This window comes from Sphingobacterium sp. JUb56, from assembly GCF_014191365.1.
Classification (GTDB): domain Bacteria; phylum Bacteroidota; class Bacteroidia; order Sphingobacteriales; family Sphingobacteriaceae; genus Sphingobacterium; species Sphingobacterium anhuiense.
In genome coordinates, this window is record NZ_JACHWL010000001.1 from 2,718,540 (window position 1) to 2,733,352 (window position 14,813).

General features: G+C 34.3%; 12 protein-coding genes. 3 read left to right on the forward strand and 9 right to left on the reverse strand.

The annotated features are described in order from the left end of the window. Positions 1–19: 19 nt before the first annotated feature. Entirely contained in the window at positions 20–403 is a 384-nt protein-coding gene (locus FHR29_RS11450) for a hypothetical protein (protein ID WP_183914768.1), read from the reverse strand. A gap of 396 nt (positions 404–799) precedes the next feature. On the opposite strand from FHR29_RS11450, the gene FHR29_RS11455 reads away from it, so the two are divergent. Further along, the gene (locus FHR29_RS11455) at positions 800–1,423 is read left to right on the forward strand and encodes a hypothetical protein (RefSeq protein ID WP_132845648.1); all 624 of its coding nucleotides are present in this window, start codon (positions 800–802) and stop codon (positions 1,421–1,423) included. Positions 1,424–1,700: 277 nt separating this feature from the next. On the opposite strand, the gene FHR29_RS11460 is transcribed toward FHR29_RS11455, so the two are convergent. From FHR29_RS11460 to FHR29_RS11470, 3 genes are all read right to left on the reverse strand, one after another. After that, a complete protein-coding gene (locus FHR29_RS11460) occupies positions 1,701–2,162 on the reverse strand; it encodes a hypothetical protein (protein ID WP_183914770.1) in 462 nt (153 codons plus the stop codon). Between the two features lie 15 nt (positions 2,163–2,177). Further along, complete coding sequence (locus FHR29_RS11465) at positions 2,178–3,509, reverse strand: hypothetical protein (protein ID WP_132845953.1); 1,332 nt, start codon at positions 3,507–3,509, stop codon at positions 2,178–2,180. 821 nt (positions 3,510–4,330) lie between these two features. After that, the gene (locus FHR29_RS11470) at positions 4,331–5,203 is read right to left on the reverse strand and encodes a lipocalin family protein (RefSeq protein WP_183914772.1); all 873 of its coding nucleotides are present in this window, start codon (positions 5,201–5,203) and stop codon (positions 4,331–4,333) included. A gap of 439 nt (positions 5,204–5,642) precedes the next feature. Between FHR29_RS11470 and FHR29_RS11475 the strand changes: the two genes are divergently transcribed. Further along, positions 5,643–6,287, forward strand: a complete 645-nt coding sequence (locus FHR29_RS11475; protein ID WP_183914775.1) for an alpha/beta hydrolase — start codon at positions 5,643–5,645, stop codon at positions 6,285–6,287. Between the two features lie 122 nt (positions 6,288–6,409). Here the strand turns inward: FHR29_RS11475 and FHR29_RS11480 are convergent, their stop codons facing one another. The 5 genes from FHR29_RS11480 to FHR29_RS11500 form a co-directional block, all read right to left on the reverse strand. After that, positions 6,410–6,556 (reverse strand): hypothetical protein, encoded by a 147-nt coding sequence (locus FHR29_RS11480; protein ID WP_165902522.1) that lies wholly within the window; start codon positions 6,554–6,556, stop codon positions 6,410–6,412. Positions 6,557–7,289: 733 nt separating this feature from the next. Next, a complete protein-coding gene (locus FHR29_RS11485; protein ID WP_183914777.1) occupies positions 7,290–9,716 on the reverse strand; it encodes a hypothetical protein in 2,427 nt (808 codons plus the stop codon). A 559-nt stretch (positions 9,717–10,275) separates the two neighbouring features. Beyond that, positions 10,276–10,914, reverse strand: a complete 639-nt coding sequence (locus FHR29_RS11490) for a flavin reductase family protein (RefSeq protein WP_183914779.1) — start codon at positions 10,912–10,914, stop codon at positions 10,276–10,278. 192 nt (positions 10,915–11,106) lie between these two features. Beyond that, positions 11,107–11,781 carry a response regulator transcription factor gene (locus FHR29_RS11495; RefSeq protein WP_183914781.1) on the reverse strand — a complete coding sequence of 225 codons (675 nt, stop codon included), beginning with the start codon at positions 11,779–11,781 and terminating at the stop codon, positions 11,107–11,109. Next, positions 11,778–13,325, reverse strand: a complete 1,548-nt coding sequence (locus FHR29_RS11500) for a cell wall metabolism sensor histidine kinase WalK (RefSeq protein ID WP_183914783.1) — start codon at positions 13,323–13,325, stop codon at positions 11,778–11,780. Before FHR29_RS11500 ends, FHR29_RS11495 begins: the two co-directional genes overlap by 4 nt. Positions 13,326–13,443: 118 nt before the next feature. Here FHR29_RS11500 and FHR29_RS11505 point away from each other — a divergent pair, with 118 nt between their 5' ends. After that, positions 13,444–14,811, forward strand: coding sequence for a DUF4270 family protein (locus FHR29_RS11505; protein WP_183914785.1), 1,368 nt, complete (start codon positions 13,444–13,446; stop codon positions 14,809–14,811). Positions 14,812–14,813 lie beyond the last annotated feature (2 nt).

A 14,813-nucleotide genomic window follows, 5' to 3' on the forward strand; every position in this document is an offset into this window, starting at 1 on the left:
TTGTAATGCTGTTTTCAGGTTAGAAAAGATGTTTGGTACGAATGACGATGATGCCAAAGATGATCATGATGATGCTGATGATCGAAAAGATAGCATAAGTAACGGTGAAACCATCACTAACACCAATGCCTTCCGCATAATAGATTTCCATATGCTTCGGTACATTTTGGGGGTCAACACTCTTTAAATCCTTTACTAAACGAACTTGTTGTTGCTTATAATAAAATTGAAGGATCGGGTAATGTACGTATCCGAATCGTTTATTTTTTACACTATCTATCCCAATGACATCGGCTCTAATTTTACTACCAAAAAGCATCAATCTGCTGTCTTTAAGTAGACCAAATGCAAGAAACAAACCTAGTAAGAGCAAAATAACACCGAAAGTTTTTTTGATGATCATGCTTGCAAATCGTTTATATTGATTGTCTAATAAGACGAAGATAGTATTTTTATTTTATCTATAATCTTCATCTCTGATACGGAACTGCTCTTTTAAATCATTTGCATGCATAATGACTGTTTCAGTATCGCTGAACCGTATATCCCCTCTTGGAAAATCAAAGGAAGTTAAATGCAGTGGTTGACAAAGTGCTGGTAGCAATAGGAATTATACCAATGTTGGATTATATTGAATTTGAAGACCTTGTAATAATATTACAACTAGCAGAATTGTATCCATTGATCTACAGATGTTAACTTAAATATTATTACCTTCGACTATTGTTTAAAGAAATAAACGCAAGTTAAAACAATAAAAAACTAAAAATTGCATTACTTAAATTAAAATAATCATTTAATGAAAAGAACAACCAAGTTCATCCTATTTTTATTTCCCGTTGCTGTTTTCATTTATGGATGCAGTAAGACTAACGATACGCCCGAGTTACCGGAAAAACCTGAAGAAAAACCGAAGGCTATGTTAGACACCTATATATACTTGCGAAAAGAAGTCATCGATTTTAAAGCGTTTAAAGGTTCTTCCAAAGGCGGTATAGATGTTTCTGCCTCTGAAAAACCAGAATCTTATTGGAATTCAACCAAACTGGCTGATTACTTTTACGATACATTAACTGTTACTAAAGATAGTATTTTAGAAAGGCCATATGAGTATGAAATCAATGATTTCAGATATGAACAACGAAAGGATAGTGTTTTCCGCTGGAATCGTTATGCAGATTTTTGGGAGTTTTACGGCATAAAAAAAGGCGATACTTTAGAGCATTATGTATGTTTCTATAATTTTCAGAAGAACACTCCACCTTTCGCATCAGGTGTAAATGGTCACAATTCAGGTGAAGTAAAATATTCACAGTATTTTAATAATGAAGCGCCCTTTTTTAAAGGGCCTGAAGATATGAAGAATGAGCATGATGAAGTCGCGTGGTACAATATCAAATACATATTTGTTAAAAAGAAATAACTTGTAAGAGCATGTTGGCTTTATTCCTCGCTTTGATATCGTAGGCCTAAAATATCAAAGCGAGGAATCAACAGAAAGTGTATTTTTCCAATAATATTGTCCAACGTATTACTAATATTTGGACACACCCATCTATTAGCCTGCCTGTCAAGGAACTCGTAAGGATACCAAAAAACCTCTCCATGCCATATTCAATAACAAATAGAAAAGGGGTAAACTTGATGTTACCCCTTTCTTGTTTTCACATAATTTAAACGTGAATTGAGATTTTATAAAACTAAAGTCTGTATCTTACCCCTAAAGTTAAAAAGTTTGGATCAAAAGATTCTGCCTCAAAATAGAATTTAGATTTATAACCTATATAAGGTTCAATTTTTCCTATTTTAAATTGAAATCCTACCTGAGCATTAAAAGACAGTTCATTTCCTTTACCTTTAGTCATGTATTCATACGCAGTCCCTCCTCCAACATATATAAGTGGATTTTCTTTTAATAAAAATAAATTATAGAGGTAGTCTGCTCCTACAAAACCTATATTTGCATCACTAAAACCAAACTGTAATTGAACAGCGTGTCTTTTATTAAAATCATGTTTTCCCTGTAATCCATAGTAAAGATTATAAGAAGGTGATTCAAGCTGAAAGTCCGAAGTCAATCCTATTGAATTTTTCCTCTCCTGTCCAAGACATAAATAGGTGGAAAACAGAATTAAGCTTAATGTTAAAAAAGATATTTTCATAATAATTATAAAAACCTAGTTAGTTATCGATGTACCAATTGTATATGGAAGTGTCCAATTTACACCATTTTCGCTGTAAGTAGTCCAATTATTATTAGAAAAATTCAAATTTGAAAAAATATAATTTCGATCATAAACTTTTGTTGTGATATGGTCATCACGTTTTTCGATTATAATATCACCCTTTATATTATAAGTTTTTCCTTGCACAGTGACAGGAATGTCATAAGGAATTTTTCGTTCGTCAACTCCCCAACCTTCCCAGTCTTTTTCCATTATCACTAAAGTACTTTTATGAACTTCTGGTCTCCAGTTTGAAACCGCATTTTTATAAACATCTACCCATCGTTTTTTACTAATCGTTTTTCTAGGTCTATCTACAAAAATCATATTTATTGAAGTTGATGCTCCAATTTCGTTTGCATTTCCTCCAACATTAGAATTAACTGACGTTTCTGTAAAAAGTAGATAAAACTCTGACCCACCTTTTAACCATGGATCCCATTGTTTTGTGGCCATAAATCTACCCAATTTAACATTATATATCTGCGTGGCGGTATTACTTACTAAATTTACATTAGATTTTAAATTCTGGTTTGAAACCGATACTTTATCCTCTAAATGATTAATTTCAGAGAAGTATACATTACCCTTTGTCCTTTCTCCTGACGCAAGTGCTGGAATTTCACTGTAACTTAAATCTGACTTTTTACTAAGCACCCATACTGGATGTTTCTTTGCATAGTCTTCATCCACTATAATGGTATCAAATTTTACAGGATTATCTTTTAAAGGTATTAGCGCAGCGATCTTATCATTGTTCTCATTAGTTTCATCTATAAACACAATTGCTGGCTTTTCTTTTCCATCCCAATCTTCTACATATGGCCAATAAATTTGGTAATCTGCCTCATTTAACAAAATCTTCAATTTATCAATTCCAGAAGTACCTGCAAGTCCTTTAGAATTGGCTTGTTTAGATGAGACAGGGCTATTTTGTAAATTTTCATTAATTAATGAGATAAAAAGATCGCTCTTTATATTTTTATTGATCTTCTTAACATCATTTACGATATCTTTTAAATAAAATGTCTCATCTAAACCAAGAGACAAGGATAGTTTGGTATTAGTATAAACCTCTTGAACAATTTTACTATCAAATACGGAGTTAGCAATTATCCTCCCCATCTCTGAATAAGTATTATTTTTAATTAAAAATGCTTTCAAATCTGACTTAAGAGCATGAGCTGTTTGCGTTGGTTCCATTTTTTCAGAGTCACCTTTTCTACATGAGCCAAATCCTAAAAGACTAGACGTAGCTAGCATAAAATAAATTTTCCTTTTCATTAATCCTTTTGTTATATATTATGTTTATTAAAGTAAAATACTTAATATGGTTTGATGACAAAAAATATGATAAGCACCCATTCATCTTTAAATTAATTGGATTCTTACCCATATTTTCAAATAATTATAATCAACATGATCACAGCTAAGTAATGATCAAAAACAAAAAATACTTAAGTGCAATCACTATTACCAAAAATATATTCAAAAAATTAAAAATTATTTTCTTTTATCAATAAAAATACTCTTTAATTACACTTCACAACTACTCACCACTGTCAAAGTTATTAATTTAAAGTAAAACAACTAATTAATCAAAAGTAACAAACGTGATACATGAATATTTTATTAAAAATTAATCAGAGTAAAATATATAAAAATCTAATAATAAGGATTATATAAATAAAAATTTAAAAATTGATCTTCTATAATATTATATAAGATATACGAATAAATAGAATTATAATATTTAAAACAATATTTTTTAAGAAATTCCCTTATGAAAGAATTTCAATATTAGTAATATAAATACTAATATTGAAATTACAAAACCTAAATACAATTTGTAATATAATTTTATTTTCCCAAAAAGTATAAAATTAAAATTTTAAAATCAATTATTTATTGAATTAAAAAACATTTGATTAACTAAGTATCATATACGGAAAATAAAAAAATAACATCTGTTTAGTAATATTTCATTTTGAATGGGAAATAAGGAAATCATCGAATGATTACAAAAATAGCGAACCACTTGGGATCGCTATTTTCTCTTAGACTATAAGGCCAAGTCAGAAAAAATATAGCACTTTATCTATATTTTACTTCTTTATATAAACAAGACGTAAATACTTTGGTCCTGAACCGTCTTTTAAAAGCAATGATGAACCATCTAATCTTTCGATTTCAAAAGTTCTTATGCTTCCATTTATAGTAAGATTAAGTTGATCATTTTCGATATTCCAGCTGATATTAGTTTTCGTACTATAGGCCTGATGTATAGCGTTACCATCGGCTCCAAAACGAAAACTATCTTTGGCATATTCAAATCCCAGCGCTACTTCTCTTCCGTTATCAACCCCAGTTGCACGATCCATGTACCAGTCACCCAGAATAAGCGTGCTGTAGTTGCTAAAATTACCTTTCGGGCTCGTTTTTATTTCAGGTATCTCTTCTACTAATGTCGCTTCGGTTTTGCTATCGGGCACATTGCCTTTCGAATCCACAAGTTCGTAGCTAAATGAAAAACTTGGATCCGGGCATTCTTCGTCTTTCACTACTTCGACATTGATCTCGGCAGACATGGAGTCTTGAGGTAACAGGGATACAAACCGATTGACCCAATATTGGCTCTGATGTTTAGTTTGTAGAGGAATATTGAGGGTATAAATTTTATTGATTACCTCTCCTCCTGAAGGTCCATTTTCGCCGTAGATTTTATTACAGGTGTGACCTTCAAAGTTTAAAATAGCTTTCACATGGGCTGCTTTATCACTATTGGCATTTATCACGATCCCTTTTACTTTATAAATGTCGAATGTGGTTTTACAATATTCATCGTAACGGGTACCTATTTTTTTAGGTCCATCATAACTGATGGTAAGTCCATTTTCAGTAAAGGGCAATATTTGTCCAAAGCAAAATGAAGCCATTAGTACAAATGCGACTAATAACAAATTGTGTAGATTTTTCATTTTAATGGCGTTAATAATTTAACAAATTTAGTATTGCTTTCTTGCAGTGTCTACCCCATGCTACTGAGCATTCTGGGTAGAATATGGTATGGAATCGGTCATTCCATAGCGAAGTATTTATATGCTCTAATTTACGAATAATTTAGAGTAAAAATCCAAAAATAACGTTATTATTAAACTGAAGATTGCACCCTGAGATAACATGATATTAACTCATATAAAAACATGGTTTATGTTCTTAAATAACTTAAATAAACTATGCGAACTTTAAAAAAAACGGAAAATTACAGGAAAATTTTCTCCGTTTGAAAGTTAGGGTATAATACTTCCTTGAGCTTAAGTCGATGGGCGAAATTGGTCAACTAAATGCAATTCAAATTGCTTATTTTAGCAATATTAAAGATCAAAAACTGATCATATGTTATTCCATAAAATGTAAATGAGCAATAATCATATTTATATATTAAGTGGTTTAGGTGTTGACCGGAAGGTATTTTCAAAAATAAATTTTGAAGGTCTTCAGGTAATCCATATCGACTGGATCGCCCCGCTAAAAAAAGAGACTATGGCAGCATATGCTGAGCGACTGTCATTGCAGATCAATGATGAACAACCGATACTAGTTGGTCTCTCTTTTGGGGGAATGATGGCCATGGAAATAGCTAAAATTATTAAGGTGCAGAAGATTATCCTGCTTGCCTCTGCTAAAGGTGAATATGAACTGCCTTTTCTATACAAAATAATAGGTGCTCTAAAACTCAATTATATTCTACCGAATACTTTTCTAAAGCAGCACAATAGGTTGGTCGATTATTTCTTTGGTATCAGCTCAATAGAAGATAAACGGATGCTCAAACAGATATTGCAGGATACTGATGTCAAATTTTTAAAATGGGCGATCAATCAAATCTTACACTGGAAAAATAACGTGGTCCCTTCCTCTGTCATCCATATTCATGGTAACAAAGATCGTATCATCCCCATTCGTAACATTAAACCAACTTATGTGATTGAAAATGCAGGTCATTTTATGACCATGACTCATGCTCAAGAAATTGAGTTGTTGCTTAAAAAAGTATTATAATTTAATGGAATTATAGTCCGAGACTCATACTCTTTATTTATACAAATTTTAAAACCAGCACAATAACAACCTAGTATTGCGCATACTATAGCCATAAATATGCGACAATTTAAAATATCTTTCTATCTGGTCATTGGACTTTCTATATTGATTATGATACTCCCCACTTTCTTATTAAAATTTACGGAGTTTTCTCTGGCCATAAAATGAACCGTTAATTTTTTTGTATTACCGATATTAATCGTGATGATCCCAAGTTGTTCCTTCATTTATTTGAAATTTATTAAGCAACACGAGACCAAAAATTATACAACTCAAATGCCGACAACCTTAAGGTCAATTTTTAGAATATTTTTTATGACACTAGGTATGACATTTATTTTTAGTGGCACAGTTGTTTCCTTTATAATTCTTAGCAACGCTTATTTTGAGGGCAGTAAGAGCATAGATATAAGTGGAAAGATTATCGATTACTCATTAGCTATAAGGAATGATAAGCATTAGTTGAAATTAAAGACAATCATTTTGAAAGAATAATTAAACTGCAGGTTCAACAACCATATGAAATCGGTCAAACATTTGAAAAAACAATGTATATCGGAAAAATGGGGACTGTTATTTCTAAAGAAATAGCAAAGCAATGTGTAATCACTAATGTAAAGATAGATCACTTCGTAATTACAGTTTAAATTTAAGACCTGTCAGCTACTTATATACGAACGCTATGATATTGAAAGCACGTTTTATTTAAGCATCGTATGACAAGGAAAAAGATCGCACCTCGCTATAGAGGAACGATCTTATGGAAATCAATTAATGTGTTTTTTATGCGTTCCTTTGATACTGATTTTGATATACAATTCGCCTACCGCCCCAGGTTTCAAGGACCGGTATATTCCGCAATTTCTTATACGGATCGGTTACAGACATTGGATCTTGCACAAAGATCACGAAATCATCAAATTTACCCGCGTATAACAAAGCGGTACCAAAACCTACTTATCATTTATATGCCTTGCGGTAATATATCACCTTACCTGATGAAGTTAGTCCCTGAACAGTAACGTAAACCCCTTTATTTTTGCTGTTGTTGTAAAAAGTGAATGCTTTGTTTTTTGTTCCCTCTTCAAAGTCAAAGTATGGATCCCAATATAAAGTGACTCGATTATCTGAATTAGAACTCAAACGTTCCTTTGCCGTAGCGTAAACTTTATTGCTAAATTCTGTTATAGGCATATAACCCATAATTTTTTCTAAATACTCAGATTTGCCGATATCGCGATCGATTTCAGAAGGAGAATATTCAAAAACAAGAAGTACATTTGTCCCGGTAAACTCAGCTGAACTATAGGTCCTATAAAATTTTAAATAAGGAAAGTTGGAAACATCTTCATCTAAAAAAGAAATATTTGAACCTTTTTGTTCCTCTACCGCGCTCGCTACTCCGACATTTTGCAACGGATTTTTCGATGGTGTTTTGCTCATAGCTTTAGGATCGAATACCACCTTGCCATTTAATAGATATTTTATTGTAGAACTATTTTGCAAGTTACGATCTACATATTCACGCAGAGACTGACTTTGTTTAATAACAACGCTATCCATAAGAGGCAACAGGATGACATCGGGGTCATGTACAGTATGTGGCTCTACAGTCTGAAAACGTCTTTGCAAACGGTCTATTTCTCTCTGTTTTCTAGTACGGGTGACTTCCGCTGTTTGAAGAATACGGTTACCACGCGCATCCCGCAAATAATCATCACGTTCTACATCTTGATTACCGGAAAGTAGTTTTGATCTTTCACTAAATAAACTTTGTGGATAATAGATCGGTTTTAAAAACTGCTTTTTATCATAAAACTGATATTTCACTTTAAATGGGGTAAACTTCAAAATCCGATAGACTTGAACAAATTTGGTGTCCAGCGAATCGAATACAATTAAATTGGGTACTGTAAACTGGCCATTTTTATCAAATATTACTTCTGTATACTGCATGCGATCGGAACGTTCATCCTGATAGCCGAAAGAAGCTCCGCGAGCCGGTATATTCCTTTTCTTACCTTTCTTTATTTCATTTTGATATTCTTCATAAAACTTAGTGAACGATTTCTTTTCTAAATTAATTTGCCCCTTGATGGTCAAGATAGGATCTATAATCATGGAATCAGCAGTAGGACAATAAGTATAATTCCATCTGTGAGCCTGAATAAATAAATCTTTTTGTTTTGCGCCTTCCCAATAAGTTTGGGGATTAAGGAGTTCCTCCTGGCTTAATGGTTGAAAATAGAGATCCGTTAATATACTTTGAGTAGTGTCAACTGGAATTGCAATATCTGTAACAGATACAGACAGCTTTGCAATTTTCTCACCATCGGGAAGTTGAACATTAACCTTTCCTTCAGATTTATCTCTGAATTCCCCCATAAAAGTAACTTGAGGTGTTAAAAAAACTCTTTCCTGTTCGAGTAACATGCTGCGTCTTGATAAAACCTTTTGCTGGGTATCGAATAGCGATGCTTGTAGGATACCTATTTCAATATCTCTTTTTTGTAGGGGAATATTAATCTTTTTTCCACTCTTTAAAGTCAACTCCTGATCGAATAATTTGCGCTTTCCTATACCAACACTGACAAACACATTTTCAGATTCTTTAGTTGTTTGCAACTGCACGAGAACGATTGAATCCTGATCCACCAAGTTAATTTTGCTCCCAAATACCGCCTTAGGCAATATGTTTTTTTGCTTATTACCATCAGTAGCTGTCCATTCTATAGTGTAATCACGGTCAGCCTCTGCTGTTAACTGAACAGCAGCCAATCCAACAGAATCGGTCTGAAACTGTTCCAACACTTTACCTCTATCATCCACTAATTTTCCGTCAGCCTTACCAGGGTATCCGTTACCATCTAAAACTTGAAGGATGATTTTATTTTCCACGCCACTCAACAATACTCCTCCTTCAGGAATGATATTCAACAGGTATCCCTGATTCAATATAGGTTTTCCTTGAGGCTCCATTCCTTCATCTGCTTTAGCGATCTGTAATATATGCAGTCGCTTAAAATAGGGTTTGCTATCTGCACATGAATCTAAGACCGTATTGGCATTAATATAAATCTCGGTTGCCGCATAGTTAGAAGGAATTCGGAAATGGCTTGCTGTAACTCCATTATTGATAAATGCAACTGCTTGTAACAATTCTTTTCCTTGTGTGTCAATTAACTTCATATACATATTATGAAGATTGTTAGCAAATAGTCCTTCGCTCAAAAAATAACCTTTAAACCATACTGTATCGCCCGGAAAATAATAGTCTCGGTCAGTATGCAGGTACATATTGCTTGATTGCGATATACCAACTTTAGGAATTGCAATAAGCAATAATAACGTAAGTAAAAAGGATTGATAATCAAACCTTTTTCTCACGCCGATTTTTCTAAAAAAACGAAAAGCGTTTGTTGAAAAAACATTTACCTTTTTTAATTTTAATGCTGATGGAATACCCATATCATCAATAATATTTAATAAAAATTATACATTTCACCCTTACGAGCGCAATACTTGAAAAAAGAAAATCCATTATGGACTTTTTAGGTTTATTTACAAGCTACTTAAATCATGGATGACACAATTCACAATAACTCACACAATTAGAAATGAAGTTAAATAAATAATGTATCAAAAAAATAATTATTTTAAATCAATCGATTGCGCAATTTTATCGCACAATTAAATGAAAACAGAGACTAATGAGGTTGAGGGAAAATATAAGAAAAATACAATATCGCTCCCAAATGTGGAAATGACCAAATGAAATAACTCTTCACGAATGATGAATTTACTCAGAATGATTAGCTAAACTTTCAATTAGAGCTTTGACTACATAATAGGTTGTTTTTTAAGATATTGTTAAGTGGCTATTTTGCTTGATAGGTCGAATGAAATTATTACGAAATGTGAAACTATTCAATCGAGTAGTTTATTGCTACTTGTTTATTTCCTCCAGCTTAATTCCTGGTTTTGCATAAGATAAACGACCTAAAAACTCCGGAATAAAATAACGGTCCAATCCGGCTACAGCCATTGATCCTGCCTTAACATGATCGACAGTGCCATCCTCTTCGATAATCAAATCATCCAGTAAAATCTGAACGATTTCGCCAATGACAATCTTTGTTCCATTAAGCGGTACATCCATGATTTCTCGCAACTCCAAGCCTATCCTGACAGTTGATTCTCTGACAAAAGGAGCTTTAAATCCATCGGTATACAACTCATTGAAGTGGCACTTTTCAAATTCAGATATCCCTGAAGCATAACTGGCGCTGGTCTGGTGGGCCTGTTTATACCAATCTGGCAATACATTGTTCAAGGTATATTGGCCGGTAGCCTGGATATTTTTAAGGGTATCGTTATGCTCGCGTTGAGGTCTCATAACGAGTCCTATCAAGGGCGGGTTGGCTCCTAAGTGAAATGCTGAACTGATAATACTTAAATTAGGTGATCCATCTATGTTACAGCTACCCAAAAGATTGACTGGTTTAAAACCGATCAGACTATTGACCAGGCTGATCCGATAGAATTTTTCCATTTCATCGATCTGATTTCTTTTTATTGTGATCATCTTATTTTTTATTTAAACAATTGTTTTTGAATAGAACAGGAACATGTTATTATACATGGTTGAATGCAAAACTACAGCTCAAAGGAGCAATTTTATTAATCTCAATCGCATACAAAGTATAATATTATACTATTGCACTTAGATCTATTAAAATTATTAACAATATTAGATTAAAAAAACACTTTTTCTCTTCTATTCCCGGATGAATAGTTTATAACCTACATTTCTTACGTTAAGGATTCTGACATTTGGATCATTCTTGATATGTTTTCGTAATCTAGATACAAATACATCCATACTCCTACCTGCACATTGATTACCGTTCCAGAACTCAAAAAGGATTTCTTTACGGCCTATAACTGTATTCCGACGTTCGTATAGTCTTTTTAACAATTCACTCTCCCGAAACGACAGCTCGATGCATTCATCACCAGATCGCAAGGTATGCTGGCTTGGATTTAATTCATATTTACCGATCAGGATTCGGTCGGTCGGATTGTATTTATTTCTCAGTCTGTTCAAGGAATTGATACGAGCCACAAGTTCGTCAATATTAAAGGGTTTTCTCAGATAATCGTTTCCTCCCATATCAAATCCTTTTAACACATCCTCCTCGGAGGTGCGGGCAGTAAGAAATATCAGCGGGATAGCGCTATCCACTTCGCGGATTTTAGAAGCCAATGTAAACCCATCCATTCTGGGCATCATGATATCGGTAACTACAATATCGGGTTTATTGAGAAAAAATGATTCCCACCCCTGTTGCCCATCCGTGCAGAACCTAACGTTAAATCCTTTGGAGATCAATACATCACGCACAATTTTGGCCATTTTTTCTTCGTCTTCTACGAATAATATATCAATCATTTTTTCATTTTTTTAGGTATAGATATGATAAAGGTACTCCCCTCATGTAACACACTTTTTAACTTTATAGTTCCACCATGCTGATGAACAATCTGCTGTACATAAGCCAGACCTAAACCAAAGCCTTTAACCGTATAGAGATCTCCTTCTGGTACTCGAAAAAAGGGTTCAAAGACTTGATCGTGATATGCAGATTCAATACCGATACCATTATCTTGAATGGATAGTGTTACAAAATCTTCTTTCTTGATCTGTAACACAATATGAACCTCGTCAGCACCATATTTTATCGCATTTTCTATTAAATTAGCGATTACATTTCTCATATGCTGACTGTCTCCTAGCATATATTCACTATCCGTTGATGGTGAGAAAACAAATTTAACATCATGCTGATTATTGCTCACACGGGCACTTGATATGCACTTCTGTATCAATGCTATCAGATCATATTCTGTACAGTCTAACTGCCTATCCATTAATAGATCATCTTCGGCAATCTGTAATACTTTGTCGATCATGGAAGAAAGACGGTCGAGCTCTTCGCTGGCAATATGATGATAGGAGATCTGATCGCTTAAGGTTCCGACAGTACCATCAAGTGCTTGCAGTGCTACAGATACTGTGGTTACAGGGGTTCGTAGTTCGTGAGTCAGATTATTGACAAAGGCTTTTCTAAGTATTTCCAGTTTATTCTGTTTTAACAAGGTGTGAAAGAGATAAACAAAAGAGCCGATGATGATCCAAACCATGATCAGTGATATAATCAACTGCCAGCTCAAACTATAGAAAAAGAACTGCCAGGGATTTAGAAAATCAACGGTAATGAATTTTCTTGCGTAGGGATCTGTATCATCTATAGAAAGACTTGAAACAGTTCCAGTAGTAACTGCTTCCCCATCATTTACACTTCTCCTAGTCACTACAGAATGTTGCCCGCTTAATAAGGTACTATCTTCTGCTGCGGGAACAACCTTCAGATCATACTTGATATCAATACCTTTTACAAGAAGATCGTTGTGAAACCGTTTCTCAATTTTATTTAACGATTCTTGGTCCGATAAATCTCCTAAAAAACTAAACAGCGGCACTGCTATCCTACGATGCACACTTTCATTCCACAACATATCAGCGATTTCATTATCTACTGTTCCGGCAATTTGTACCGGATGCATGGTGGCGGCAACAGCAGGCATACTCCTAGTGGTGCTCACTACTCTTAATTCATTATGATACAAACTATCTAAAAAAATCTGGAGATCAGCTTCCTGTATTTGCGGAAATTTTTTGACAATCGTTTGTACTAAATGTACTGGTAGCAGCGAAGCACGACTATCAGGTAGGTCTAGATTGTCATCATGATCAAGCTCCTGCTTTTCTGCTATCGTTTCGTGTATCGCCATATATAAGGACTGTTCTGCAGTTGTTAGAAATAAGCCCATGCGCTGCTTATAACTCGCGTATAACCAGGTGCCCAAAATGAGCAGTATCCCCATGCCGCCCAACAGCACCAGAACAAGTATTAGTTTTAATTTCTTTTTCATTTACGGAACAAAAATAACAATCAAAATCACAGCTAATTAACGGGTTAACCTACTTTAACAAAATGTAACATTCGTTTACAACGCATATGATCAATTTTGAAGAAATAAGTAAAATGATATGAAAAACTTGATCTCAAAAAATCTTATACATCCACTCTTCTGTTGCTGTTGTGTATTTATTCTCGGTTGCAAGAGTGTCGATGGACTTACCATAGATATTAATGATGAAAAGTTGATGATCAATAATGCTGATACGCTTACCATCACTGCTTCATCTTTTTTATTAGATCCATTACCAACTGCGGCGAATAAGAAATTGCTCGTTGGCGGCACTGTTGATGAGCAATTTGGTCAAGTAGCAGTGTCTTCCTATTTCAGATTATCAGCTTCGGACCTTTCGCTAGAAAAATTACCTGACGAGGTGACATATGATTCACTTTCTATCGAATTCTACTATAACAAATACAGTTATGGCGACACCAGTCGGGCGTTAAGACTAGATATTCACCGGGTGATTCAAGATATTGAACCAAAAGAACTCCCTATTGCTTTGGAAGATGATGAATATCCCGTATTTGTTTCCGAAGCTACCTTATATTCGGATCGGACTTTTGATTATGACCCTATACCACTCGGTGGTATCACGATCATACCGCGACCGAATACGAAAACAGATACCCTAAGATTTAGACTCGATGATATTTTAGGAAAACAACTACTCGGTCTGGCCGTAAATAAGGATAGCAAACTCGTTAATAACGATGATTTTGTCGAATATTTTAAAGGTCTTCTGTTACGTTCGGATGGAGCTTCACATGCAGCCATTGGACTTCAAGATTCTTTAAAACTACGCATTCATTATTCCTATGATAACGAGATTGACGGTAAAAAAGCCTCTGGTGCGTTGATGCTCGGTATTGGCCCTAGTAAATACCAGTATAATCAAATAACTGCGAACCGAAATAATACTAATCTCGCTGATCTAACCTTCGACAATCAAGAGATCGCTAGCTCCAAGACCGAAAATAAGACGTTCATACAGGGTAGTACGGGTATAGTGACAAGATTGCGCTTTCCTACCCTCCGGTCTTTTTTAAGTATTGATAATAAGGCATTGAGTAAGGCTACGCTGATTATTGAAACAGAGCAGTCAGGTATTGGGAACCAGCCGCCGCCCACTTCTTTAATATTGATGGTTGCTAATAAATATGGAACTCCCACGTCAATCGTACAGGGTGCCAACGGCAATGCAACCGCTGTCTACCAACCAAACACACAGAGTGGCGGTGTTATAAATGGCAGATATGAATTCGATATCACAGATTACGTATCAAAACTAATAAAGCAAAGTGGTTTTGACGAAAAGCAGAGTCTTCTGCTCACCCTTCCTACAAAAGACTTGCTGTCTTCTGTCAATCGGCTGATCATTGCAAATCAACAAAACAAACCCGCAATAAAATTAAATATATTATATGTTAACTATTAAAT

Bases quoted from the DNA above. Each gene is read 5' to 3' on its own strand.
- FHR29_RS11490 (WP_183914779.1), bottom strand. From the start codon at position 10,914: ATGATCACAATAAAAAGAAATCAGATCGATGAAATGGAAAAATTCTAT.
- FHR29_RS11455 (WP_132845648.1), top strand. From the start codon at position 800: ATGAAAAGAACAACCAAGTTCATCCTATTTTTATTTCCCGTTGCTGTT.
- FHR29_RS11465 (WP_132845953.1), bottom strand. From the start codon at position 3,509: ATGAAAAGGAAAATTTATTTTATGCTAGCTACGTCTAGTCTTTTAGGA.
- FHR29_RS11505 (WP_183914785.1), top strand. From the start codon at position 13,444: ATGAAAAACTTGATCTCAAAAAATCTTATACATCCACTCTTCTGTTGC.
- FHR29_RS11450 (WP_183914768.1), bottom strand. From the start codon at position 403: ATGATCATCAAAAAAACTTTCGGTGTTATTTTGCTCTTACTAGGTTTG.
- FHR29_RS11500 (WP_183914783.1), bottom strand. From the start codon at position 13,325: ATGAAAAAGAAATTAAAACTAATACTTGTTCTGGTGCTGTTGGGCGGC.
- FHR29_RS11460 (WP_183914770.1), bottom strand. From the start codon at position 2,162: ATGAAAATATCTTTTTTAACATTAAGCTTAATTCTGTTTTCCACCTAT.
- FHR29_RS11470 (WP_183914772.1), bottom strand. From the start codon at position 5,203: ATGAAAAATCTACACAATTTGTTATTAGTCGCATTTGTACTAATGGCT.
- FHR29_RS11495 (WP_183914781.1), bottom strand. From the start codon at position 11,781: ATGATTGATATATTATTCGTAGAAGACGAAGAAAAAATGGCCAAAATT.
- FHR29_RS11475 (WP_183914775.1), top strand. From the start codon at position 5,643: ATGAGCAATAATCATATTTATATATTAAGTGGTTTAGGTGTTGACCGG.
- FHR29_RS11480 (WP_165902522.1), bottom strand. From the start codon at position 6,556: ATGAAGGAACAACTTGGGATCATCACGATTAATATCGGTAATACAAAA.